The organism is Streptomyces sp. CO7 (genome assembly GCF_053474865.1).
In genome coordinates, this window is sequence record NZ_JBRIOU010000002.1 from 1,219,536 (window position 1) to 1,230,780 (window position 11,245).

At 72.9% G+C, this 11,245-nt stretch carries 9 protein-coding genes; 2 read left to right on the forward strand and 7 right to left on the reverse strand.

Annotated features, from left to right (window positions below; all coding sequences use genetic code 11):
- Positions 1-32: 32 nt before the first annotated feature.
- The 7 genes from ACOV8S_RS07495 to ACOV8S_RS07525 form a co-directional block, all read right to left on the reverse strand.
- Positions 33-1,028, reverse strand: a complete 996-nt coding sequence (locus ACOV8S_RS07495; protein ID WP_448316852.1) for a phosphotransferase family protein — start codon at positions 1,026-1,028, stop codon at positions 33-35.
- Between the two features lie 44 nt (positions 1,029-1,072).
- On the reverse strand, positions 1,073-3,424 hold the full coding sequence (locus ACOV8S_RS07500; protein ID WP_448316854.1) for an FdhF/YdeP family oxidoreductase: 2,352 nt from the start codon (positions 3,422-3,424) through the stop codon (positions 1,073-1,075).
- Between the two features lie 25 nt (positions 3,425-3,449).
- Complete coding sequence (locus tag ACOV8S_RS07505) at positions 3,450-3,965, reverse strand: SRPBCC family protein (protein WP_448316855.1); 516 nt, start codon at positions 3,963-3,965, stop codon at positions 3,450-3,452.
- A gap of 280 nt (positions 3,966-4,245) precedes the next feature.
- Positions 4,246-5,439, reverse strand: coding sequence for a phospholipase D-like domain-containing protein (locus ACOV8S_RS07510; protein ID WP_448317390.1), 1,194 nt, complete (start codon positions 5,437-5,439; stop codon positions 4,246-4,248).
- 283 nt (positions 5,440-5,722) lie between these two features.
- Positions 5,723-6,196 carry a carboxymuconolactone decarboxylase family protein gene (locus ACOV8S_RS07515; RefSeq protein WP_448316857.1) on the reverse strand — a complete coding sequence of 158 codons (474 nt, stop codon included), beginning with the start codon at positions 6,194-6,196 and terminating at the stop codon, positions 5,723-5,725.
- A 92-nt stretch (positions 6,197-6,288) separates the two neighbouring features.
- Positions 6,289-7,098, reverse strand: coding sequence for a DUF305 domain-containing protein (locus tag ACOV8S_RS07520; RefSeq protein WP_448316859.1), 810 nt, complete (start codon positions 7,096-7,098; stop codon positions 6,289-6,291).
- Positions 7,099-7,232: 134 nt separating this feature from the next.
- Positions 7,233-8,669, reverse strand: coding sequence for an amidase (locus ACOV8S_RS07525; protein WP_448316860.1), 1,437 nt, complete (start codon positions 8,667-8,669; stop codon positions 7,233-7,235).
- Between the two features lie 146 nt (positions 8,670-8,815).
- Here ACOV8S_RS07525 and ACOV8S_RS07530 point away from each other — a divergent pair, with 146 nt between their 5' ends.
- Positions 8,816-10,219 carry a B12-binding domain-containing radical SAM protein gene (locus ACOV8S_RS07530; RefSeq protein WP_448316861.1) on the forward strand — a complete coding sequence of 468 codons (1,404 nt, stop codon included), beginning with the start codon at positions 8,816-8,818 and terminating at the stop codon, positions 10,217-10,219.
- A 109-nt stretch (positions 10,220-10,328) separates the two neighbouring features.
- Positions 10,329-11,081: an enoyl-CoA hydratase gene (locus ACOV8S_RS07535; RefSeq protein WP_448316862.1), complete on the forward strand. Its 753-nt coding sequence runs from the start codon at positions 10,329-10,331 to the stop codon at positions 11,079-11,081.
- Positions 11,082-11,245: the final 164 nt, after the last annotated feature.

Sequence of the window (11,245 nt, forward strand, 5' to 3'; positions counted from 1 at the left end):
TCTGACGCCCGCCCGCCCGACGGAACCGTGGCCTACCAGCGGCCCGGACGCCGTCGCAGCCATCGCAACGCCGCCTCCCCCTGCGCCCGCTGGAAGGCCCGCAGGGTCGGCAGCCCGGGCGGCGGGGCCTGCAGGCAGGCGTGCAGGAAGTAGCCGGCGACCGCGACCAGCACGGTGGTGACGTCCTCCGGATCGGCGCCCCGGCCGGCCAGATGCCGGTCGAGGCGGACCACGGCGGCGTCCGGATCCTCCGACTGCATGACGACGCTCGGCCCCATGGCCACCACGTCGAACCACGGGGCGCCGATCGCAGCCCAGGGCCAGTCGACGAACACCACGCGGTCGGCGGTCAGCAGGACGTTGTCCGCCCGCAGGTCGCCGTGGACCAGGGCGGTGCCGGCCGCGGCCGCCGCCCACTCCGCCTCACGACCGGCGAGGTGCTCCAGACGCCGGCGGACCCACGGATCGAGCCGCGCCCGGAGGTCCTCTCCCTCGTCCCCGGAGGCCCCGGCGAGTGTGCGGAACCCCCGGAACTGGCCGTCGCTGGCCTGCTCCAGGGAGGGCGCCGGCAGGGGAGAGGGGTCGAGGAGCGCCGACAGCGCATCCGCCGCCGAGAGGACCCGGGCGAGTTCGTCCGGCCGCCACGGCTGGGCGGGGGTCTGGCCGTCGACGTCCTCCAGGACCAGGACGACCCAGCCGGCGACGTCCAGGCTCAGGAACAGCTCCGGCACGGGAGCCTCGGCCGGGAGGGCGGCGGTGATCCGGGCCTCCGCCCGGTGCAGCTCGGGGGCGTCGGGGTTCGGGTCGGGGCCCACCGCCTTGACGAAGAACCGCCTGCCGTCCGCGAGGCGGACCCGCGCCGCCACGCCGGGGGAGAAGCCGCCCGCCTGGGTCACCGCGTCCTCCACCGGGGATCCGAGCCCGGCCTCCACCTGCTCGAGCACACCCCGCGGAACGTCCCACCACGAACACCGCACCCCCGCTGCGGGCGGGGGTGCGGTGGCGGTGCTGTCCGGTCGGCTCCCCATGGCGCCATGCTTCAACGGGCGTCGCCAGGGGAGCAACCGGTTTCTCAGGCGGCGCCGTCGCCCTCCGCCGCGGCGCCCGTCAAAACCTCGGCCCCGTCGCGTGCGCGTGCCTCCAGACGCACGACGATGCCCTTGGACGTCGGGGTGTTGCTGATGTCGGCCACGCTGTCCAGCGGGACCAGCACGTTGGTCTCCGGGTAGTAGGCCGCGGCGCACCCGCGCGAGGTGGGATAGGGGACGACGCGGAAGTTCTCGGCGCGGCGCTCGACCCCGTCGCGCCAGACGCCGACCAGGTCGACGGCCGTCCCCTCCTCCAGCCCCAGGTCGCGCACGTCCGCGGGGTTGACGAAGACGACCCGGCGCGAGCCGTGGATGCCGCGGTACCGGTCGTTGTTCGTGTACGGGATCGTGTTCCACTGGTCGTGGGAGCGTAGCGTCTGGAGGACCAGGTGGCCCTCCGGGGCGCTCAGCGCCTCGAACTCGTTGCGGCTGAACACCGCCTTGCCGCTCGTGGTCGGGAAGTGGCCGTGGTTCACGGGGTTGGGCAGGTTGAAGCCGCCGGGCCGCGAGACACGGGTGTTGAAGTCCGCGAAACCGGGGACCACCCGCGAGATGTGGTCGCGGATACAGCCGTAGTCCGCCTCGAACCGCTCCCAGCGCGCGCCCGGCACCTTGTCGCCCAGCGTGTTGCGGGCCAGCCGGCTCAGGATGGCGACCTCGCTCAGCAGGTGCTTCGACGCCGGCTCCAGCACGCCCCGCGAGGCGTGGACCTGGCTCATCGAGTCCTCGACGGTGACGAACTGCTCCCCGCCGGCCTGCGTGTCGCGCTCGGTGCGGCCCAGCGTCGGAAGGATCAGCGCGGTCTCGCCGCACACGGCGTGCGAGCGGTTCAGCTTCGTGGAGATGTGCGCCGTCAGACGGCAGCGCCGCATCGCGGCCTCGGTGACCTCGCTGTCCGGGGTGGCGCGCACGAAGTTGCCCGCCAGACCGAGGAAGACCTTGACCTTCCCGTCCCGCATCGCGCGGATGGAGTTCACCGAGTCCAGGCCGTGCTCGCGCGGCGGCTCGAAGCCGAACTCCTCGCGCAGGGCGTCGAGGAAGGCGTCCGGCATGCGCTCCCAGATGCCCATCGTGCGGTCGCCCTGCACGTTGGAGTGGCCGCGCACCGGGCAGGCGCCGGCGCCGGGACGGCCGACGTTCCCGCGCAGGAGGAGGAAGTTGACCACCTCGCGGATGGTGGGAACGCCGTGCTTCTGCTGGGTGATGCCCATCGCCCAGCAGACGATGACCCGCCGGCTCTCCAGCACCATGTCGCGCACCTCCTCGATCTCCGCGCGGGTGAGGCCGGTGGCCTCCTCGACGCGCGGCCAGGAGAAGGAGGAGCGCAGGTCCTCGGCGAACTCGTCGAAGCCGGTGGTGTGGGACTCGATGAACTCGTGCGCCAGCACGGTGCCGGGGGCGGCCTCCTCCGCCTCCAGCAGCAGCATGTTGAGCGCCTGGAACAGCGCCAGGTCGCCGCCGACCTTGATGTGCAGGAAGCGGTCGGCGATCTGCGTGCCGCGTCCCACCACGCCGCGCGGCTTCTGCGGATTCTTGAAGCGGGCCAGCCCGGCCTCCGGCAGCGGGTTGACCGCGACGATGCGACCGCCCCGCCGCTTGGTCTCCTCCAGCGCCGTGAGCATCCGGGGATGGTTGGTGCCCGGGTTCTGGCCGACGGTGAGGATGAGGTCCGCGTGGTGGATGTCGGAGAGGCTGACGGTGCCCTTGCCGGTGCCCAGGGTCTCGCTCAGGGCCGAACCGCTCGACTCGTGGCACATGTTGGAGCAGTCGGGCAGGTTGTTGGTGCCGAAGGCGCGGGCGAACAGCTGCAGCACGAAGGCGGCCTCGTTGCTCGCGCGGCCCGAGGTGTAGAAGACGGCCTCGTCGGGGGAGTCCAGCGCCTTCAGCTCGTCGGCGAGCAGTTCCAGGGCGGAGCTCCAGCTGATCGGCTCGTAGTGGCTCGCGCCGGGCCGCTTCACCATGGGCTGGGTCAGCCGGCCCTGCTGGTTGAGCCATCGGTCCGACTTCGCGGCCAGCTCGTCGACGGAGTACCGGGCGAAGAACTCGGGCGTCACCCGCGCCGAGGTGGCCTCGTCGTTGGTGTGCTTGGCGCCGTTCTCGCAGTACTCGTTCATCGCGCGCTTCCCCGGCGCGGGGTCGGGCCACGCGCAGCCGGGGCAGTCGAAGCCCGGCTCCTGGTTCAGGTTGAGCAGGGTGAGGCCGGTCCGGCGGGGCGACGTCTGGGAGAGGGAGTACTCCATCGCGTGGACCACCGCCGGGACGCCCGCGGCCCAGGTCTTGGGGGGCGTCACCTCGAGGCGGTCGTCGCTGCTCTCCTCGCTCGACGGCTTCTGCACGTGTTCTCTCCTCGGTCGGGTGGTGTCAGCCGATCGGCCAGGTCGGCACCTGGGGCTTGTGGTGGTGGGTGCCCGGGCGCACGTGACTCCCGCTGATCTCGCCGCGCCAGTGGCCGGTCTCGCGGCCCTGCCCCTCGACGAACTCCTTGAAGCAGCGCAGCGAGCCCTCGGCCCAACGGGTCACCAGGCCGAGCGCCGCGCCCAGCCGGTCCCTCAGCCGGGGCGTGCCCTCGGCCTCCAGCCGCAGCGTCACCCGGCACCGGTCCTCACCCAGCGACTCGAAGGACACGGTGCCGGTGTGACGCGGCGGATCCAGGGCCTCCCAGCGCAGCAGCCGGTCGGGCACCTGCTCGACGATCTCCGCGTCGAACTCGACGGTCCGCCCGCCGTAGCGCATCACCCAGTGGGTCAGCGCCGCCTGCGTCTGTTCGACGCGCTTCACTCCGTCCATGAAGCGCGGGAAGGTCTTGAACTGGGTCCACTGGTTGTACGCCACGTGGACCGGGACCTCGACATCGATCGACTGTTCGACAGTGTTCATGGCCTCGCCGTCTTCTCCGCTGAGCCGGAGGATCCGGGTCCCCCGAGAACGCGGTCCCATGCCCGGCCGGGTTTGGGGCCCTCCGCCCTGGTCACCCGCGCGCGGGGAGGCGCCGGGTGACGGAGCGGGCGCGGCCCCCGGCGCCGCGCGTGGTCCGGGAGCGGACGCGGGCGTTGCGTCCGGGCGGGCGCGCGTCGGGGCGCGGGCGAGGCGCGCGGTGGAAGCCGTCGGGCGGACGGGAGGCCCTGCGGGACGGGAGGCCCTGCGAGAAGCGAACCTGTCAGAGGAAGCGGCGGATCGGGGTGACCGAGGCCTCCTTCAGCCGCTGCACCGCCGCCCGGCGACGCCACCGCTTGCGGTCGATGGCGACGCTGCGCTCCAGGTCGGCGTCGTAGTCCGCGTCGAGGGTCGCCGTGAAGTCCCGGTCCAGGACCGCCAGCATGACCTCCTCGTCGTGCTCCAGCGAACGGCGGTTGAAGTTGGTGGAGCCCACCAGCGACGCCACCCCGTCCACGGTCACGATCTTGGTGTGCAGCATGGTCGGCTGGTACTGGTGGATCGAGACGCCGCAGTCCAGCAGCCGCGTGTAGAAGCCCTGGCCGGCGAGCTGGCAGGCCCGCTGGTCGGTGTACGGGCCCGGCAGCAGTACCTCCACCTGCACGCCGCGCCGGGCGGTCGCGCAGAGCAGTTCCACGAAGTACGCGTCCGGGGCGAAGTACGCGGTGGCCAGCCGGAAGCGGTGCTGGGCGGAGGTGAGCATCACCCGCAGCAGCGTCTGCATGTCCTGCCAGCCGATGGACGCCGACCCCCGGACCACCTGCACCACCGCGGTGCCGTGCTGGGCGTGGGCCGGGAAGCGGTCCCGGTCGTCGAAGAGCTCGTCGTGCGCCTCGGCCCAGTTCTGGGCGAACGCGGCCGCCAGCCCGTCCACCGCGGGCCCGCGGAGCCGGACGTGGGTGTCGCGCCACTCCTTGGGACCGCGCGCGTCGCCGGCCCACTCCTCGGCTATGCCGACGCCGCCGCTGAACGCGACGGTCTCGTCGACCAGCAGCACCTTGCGGTGGCAGCGGTGGTTCTGTTTGAACGGCGACAGCCACAGCGGCTTGCGGAACCAGGCCACCTCGACGCCCGCGTCGTCCATGGTGTCCAGCAGGTCCTTCTCGATCCGGTTGGCGCCGAACCCGTCCAGCAGGAGCCGCACGCGCAGACCCTCGCGGGCCCGCTCGCTGAGCGCGGCGGCGAAGTCGCGGGCGATCTGTCCCCGCCAGTAGACGAAGGTCATCATGTCGATGGTGTGCTCGGCCGTGCGGATGGCGTCGAGCATCGCGGGGAAGATCTCGTCGCCGTTGCGCAGGGCGACCAGTTCGTTCCCCTCTGTCGCAGCCACGCCGAGCAGCCGTTCCAGTCGGCGCCGCAGGCGCACGATCTGCGGGTCGTCGGCCACGTCGGTGGCTCCGGCAGGGAACTGGGGTATCGGGGCGGGGCTCACCGACGGACCTCCGTGATGCAGGGACGGCCGCACGGCGCAGGGCGTCGCGGGGGACCCGGGAGGACGGGAGGTCCCGGGTCCGGAAGCCACAGTTGCCCCTGCGTCCCTTCACCAAACCTGACGACTTCCGGCCGCCGGGCCATCCCGCCCGGTGGCGAAAGATCCGCAGGTCCCACAGGTCCTCCGATCCCCTGCACGCGCCGGCCGCCCCGCGCGGGTCGCGCGGGGCGGCCGGTCCCCGGCGGCGGGCCGGAGTGGTGCGTGCGGCTCAGCCGAACTGGCCCACCTGGTAGTCGCCGGCCGGCATGCGCACCATCACGTTCAGCCGGTTGTAGGCGTTGATCAGGGCGATCAGCGACACCAGCGCGGCGAGCTGCTCCTCGTCGAAGTGCTTCGCGGCGTCGGCCCACACCTCGTCCGGGACGCCCCCGGCCGCGTCGGCGACGCGGGTGCCCTCCTCGGCGAGCGCCAGGGCGGCCCGCTCGGCCTCGGTGAACACCGTCGCCTCCCGCCAGGTCGCCACCAGGTGCAGCCGCGAGTGGCTCTCCCCGGCCGCGACGGCCTCCTTGGTGTGCATGTCGGCACAGAACCCGCACCCGTTGATCTGGCTGGCGCGGATCTTCACCAGCTCCTGCGTGAGGACCGGCACCGACGAGTCGGTCACCACCTTGCCGGCCGCGCCGAGGCGCTTGACGAAGCTGCTCGCCACCGGGCTGGTGAAGGGGTTCATACGCGGTTCCATCTCGGTCTCCTCCGGATCGTGTGGACGCTTCACCACACCGACGGACGGAGGACGGCGAGATGTGACATCAGGCGGATGTGACCTGTGCCACCTCAGTACTGGTTCTGGTTCTCGCTCTGGATCCGCTTCATCTCCTGGACCTGCTGGGACTGGGTGTCGACGATCGACCGGGCCGCGTCCTTGGCCGGCTGGTACTCGCCCTGCTCGGTCTCGGTGCGGGCGAGTTCGAGCGAGCCCTCGTGGTGCTCGATCATCAGGGTGAGGAACTGCTGGTCGAAGTCGGCGCCGGTGGCGTCGCGGAGCGAGTCCAGCTCCTCCTGGGTGGCCATCCCGGGCATGTTCCCGCCGGTGGGGCTGGGGCTGCCGGTGGGACTCTCCGTCCCGGTGGGGCTCTCCGTGCCGGTGGGGCTCTCCGTGCCGGTGGGGCTCCCTGTCCCGGTGGGGCTTTCGGTGCCCGTGGGACTTTCCGTGCCGGTGGGGCTCTCCGTGTCCGTCGGGCTCTCGGTGCCGGTGGGGCTCGCCGTGCCGGTCGGGCTGGCCTCGGGCACCGGCTCGCCCCAGGAGGTGAGCCACTGGCTCATCTGCTCGATCTGGGTCTGGTTCTCCTGCTTGATGTTCTGCGCCACGGTCTTGACGTCCTGGGACTCGGCCCGCGTCTCGGCGAGGTCCGCCATCTCGATCGCCTGGCGGTGGTACTGGATCATGCCCTGCGAGAACGACACGTCCTGGGCGTCGTGCGCCTGGCCGGTGCCCGTGGGCGAGGGGGAGGCGGTCGGGCTGCCGGTCGGCGTGGGACCCGAGGACGAGACGTTGTCGGTGCCGCAGGACGCCAGCGACAGGGCGGCGACGACGGCGACGGCCACGGCGCCGGACGCGCGGGCCGGGGAACGGTGCGTGCTCATGGTGGTGCGGCTCCTTGGACGGCCCCGGTTCGGGGCGCGGGACGGGGCGGCCGGCCGGGCGGCATCAGCGTACGCAGCGGCCTTCCACCCCGGCCTGTCCTGGTACGCCACCCGTGTCCCGCGCCCCGGCCGGGTCAGCCGCGGGCCGCCTCCAGTTCGTAGGCGACCTCCAGCAGCGTGCGCTCCTCGCCGTCACGGCCGGAGAGCATCACGCCCACCGGAAGCCCGTCCGGCGTCCGGGACGGACTCGGAAGCGATATCGCCGGGCTGCCGCACACGTTGTTGATCGGTGTGAACGCCACGTACGTCCGCAGCCGCGTGATCAGCTCCGGGAACGGCACGGACGGCGACAGGTGCCCCAGCCGCGGCGTGGTGTGCGCCAGGACGGGGGAGAGGATCACGTCGTACCGGGCGGCGGAGTCCTGGTAGGCGTCCCGTGCCGAGCGGCGCAGGCGCCGCAGCACGGCCGGCGTCGCGTGCCACTGCCGCAGGTACCGCTCCCGCAGACCGCGGCTGAGTCCGTCCATCCGGCGGCGGTCGAAGCGCCGGTCCATCAGCAGCTTCCCCGTCGCGCCCGCGAGGAAGGCCAGCAGACCCCAGTAGGTGACGAAGTCCTCCTCGAAACGGGCGTCCAGCGGCATCCGGTACTCCTCCACCCGGTGTCCGAGACCCTCGAGCACCGTGGCGGTCGCGGTGACCGCGGCCCGGGTCGCGTCGTCGGTGACCGTGCCGGTGGGGGAGTCCAGGAGCAGACCCACGCTAAGCCGCCGCTCCCCGGGGCCCTCGACCCGGCCGACGGGCGGCAGTTTCGCCGCGGGCCGTGCCTGCTCGGCGGCGGCGAGGAAGGCGGCGGTGTCGCGCACGGTGCGGGTGACCGCCCCGTCCACGACCACGTCGATCGGCAGGCTGCGGCCCGTCTCGTTGGCGGCCATGCGGCCCCGGGTCGGCTTCAGTCCGACGAGGCCGCAGCATGCCGCCGGGATGCGGATCGAGCCGCCGCCGTCGTTGGCGTGCGCGATCGGCACCGCGCCGGCCGCGACCAGGGCCGCGCTGCCGCCGGAGGAACCGCCCGCGGAGAACGCGGTGTTCCACGGGTTGCGGACCGGTTCGGCGTCCTCGAACTCGGTGCTGGCGTTGAACCCGAACTCCGGCAGCCGCGTCTTGCCCAGCACGGTCATCCCGGTGGCCGTGAACTGGCGGGTGAACGGGGCGTGCCGGGTGGCCGGGCCGGGGACGGCGGCTGCCGTGCCGTTGCCGGTGGGCAGTCCCGCGTAGGTGGTGTTGTCCTTCACCAGTGTGGGAATGCCGGCCAACGGCCCCCGCGTGCCCGCCCGCGCGGAGACGATCCCGGCCTCGAAGATCGCCGTCTGCACCGCGTTGAGCCGGCCGTCCACGGCGCGTATCCGCTCCGCCGCGGCCCGCGCCAGTTCCTCCGCGCTCACCTCGCCGCCCTTCAGCCGGGCGAGCAGTCCGACCATGTCGTCGGCGCCGAGCGCGTCGTCGCGGAAGGCGAGCACGGGGGCCGGCGCGCCGTCCTCCGCCGGGTCGACTGACGTGTCCGCTGTGGTCATCGGGCTCTCCATCGGTCGGCGCGGGACCCCTGCCTGTGGGGCAGGGCGAGCGTACTCGGATCATGAGAAGGCCCGGAAGTGCCTGGCAGGGACGCCTTCTGCGGGGACCGGGAACTACCGGCACGGTTCCGGCCCTCTGGACCGGCATGCGTGTGACGATGATCCTCCCGGCACTGACCGAGGCGACCAGCCCGCTGTTCCGGCCCGTCAAGTACTCGCTCTTCCCGCCCCTGGGGCTCGCCACCCTGGCCGGCTATCTGGACCCTGACGACGAGGTCACCCTGCTCGACGAGCACGTCGAACGGATCGACCTGGAGGCCCTGGAGAGTCCGGACCTCCTGGTGGTCCAGCCCTACATCACCTCCGCGCGGCGCGCCTACGAGATCGCCGACCACTTCAGGGCGCGCGGCGTCCACGTCGCCATGGGCGGCCTGCACGTCACCTCGCTGCCCGAGGAGGCGGCCGCGCACGCGGACACCGTGTTCACCGGACCCGGGGAGGACACCTGGCCGGTCTTCCTCGCGGACTTCCGCGAAGGCACGCCCGCGCGCCGCTACGACTCACGGCTGCGAACCCTCGAAGGGCTGCCTCCTGTCCGCCGGGACCTCATCAAGCGCCACCTGTACCTGGTCCCCAACTCCCTGGTGGTCACCCGGGGATGCCCGCACCACTGCGACTTCTGCTACAAGGACGCCTTCTTCGAGGGCGGCAGATCCTTCTACACGCAGGCGGTGGACGACGCCCTGGCGGAGATCGACCGGCTGCCCGGCCGCCACCTCTACTTCCTCGACGACCACCTCTTCGGCAACCGGCGCTTCGCCGAGGCCCTGTTCGACGGGATGGCCGGGACCGGGCGGCTGTGGCAGGCCGCCGCCACCGTCAACTCGGTCCTCAAGCCGGGGCTGTTGGAGAAGGCCGTGGACGCCGGGCTGCGCTCGCTGTTCGTCGGCTTCGAGACGGTCAACGAGGCGAACCTCGCCGAGCGGCGCAAGAACCAGAACATCGGAGCCGACTATGCGGCGGCGGTCCGTCGGCTGCACGACGTCGGCGTGATGGTGAACGCGAGCTTCGTCTTCGGCCTCGACCAGGACGGTCCGGACGTCTTCGACCGCACGGTCGCCTGGGCCGTCGAGCAGGGGATCGAGACGGCCACCTTCCACATCATGACTCCCTACCCGTCCACCGGGCTATGGCGGCAGCTGGAGGGCGAGGGGCGCATCCTGCACCGGGACTGGGACCTGTACGACACCCGGCACGTGGTCCACGAGCCGCGGGGCATGACCGCCCGACAGCTCGAGGACGGGTACTGGAGGGCCTACCGGGACTTCTACCGTTGGTCGAACATCTGGCGCGGCGCCGCCGCGCAGCCGGGTCGCCCGGAGCGGCTCCGGCACCTGGCCTACGCGGGCGGCTGGAAGAAGTTCGAGCCCGCCTGGGACCTGCTGATCCGCTCCCGCCAGGTGGTCCGCGCGCTTCCCGCGCTGGAACGCACGCTGAGCGCCTTCGGCGGGAGACCGCCCGTCGAAGGCGGTTGCGGGACGACCGGGTGACGGCGCGGGGAGGCGGAAGGCACGTCCACCCGGCCGCGCCGGGCGGAACGGGCGGACGGTAGGTTCCGAGCACCCGGCACCGGCCGGGCGAACCGAGGAAGGGGCGCGGATGACGAAGGTCGACCTGGTCGAGGACGAGGGCCGCTGGACGCTGACACTGGACGACCCGGACCGCCGGAACTGTCTCGACGAGACCATGTGCCGGGAACTCGGGGAGGCCGTCGCCACGGTGGCCGGCGACCCACGCGCCCGGACCCTGGTGGTCACCGGAGCCGGATCCGCCTTCTGCGCCGGGGCCGACCTGCCCGCGCTGTTCGGGGACGCCGGCCGGCCGGTCGCCGAGGTGCGCGAGCACCTGCACCGGGTGTACGAGAGCTTCCTCAGCCTGCGGGCGCTGCGCATTCCGACCGTCGCCGCGGTGCAGGGGCCCGCCGTGGGCGCCGGCTTCAACCTGGCGATGGCCTGCGACGTCCGGGTGGCCGGCCCGGACGCCCGGTTCGCGGCGACGTTCACCCGGATCGGACTCCACCCGGGCGGCGGCTGCACCTGGTTCCTGGTCGACGCGCTGGGGGCGCAGAAGGCCCTCGCCCTGCTGCTGGACGGCGGCACGCTCGACGCGGAGACCGCGGTGCGGGAAGGGGTGGCGCTGCGCGTCGCCGAGGACCCGGTCGCGGCCGCGCACGACATGGCCGGGCGATGGGCCGCCGTGGACCCGGCGCTGGTGCGGGACATCAAGCGGGCGGTGGGCATCGCCAGGACCGGTGACTTCGGCGCGACGCTGGAGTTCGAGTCCTGGGCCCAGGCGTCCACCGCCACCGGGGAGGAGATCCAGCGGGCGGTCGAGCGGTTCCGCAAGAACTGAAACGGTGCCTGCGGGGCACGACGGGCTGTGCCCCCGTCGTGCCGGGGGCGGCGGTGCTGGGCGACGGCACAGTTCTCCCGGGGGCGCCCTTGCCCCCGTTCCCCGGGGCTCGGGACGGTGGCGGACGAACGCATTCCCCGCACCCCGCACGAGAGGTGGAGCAC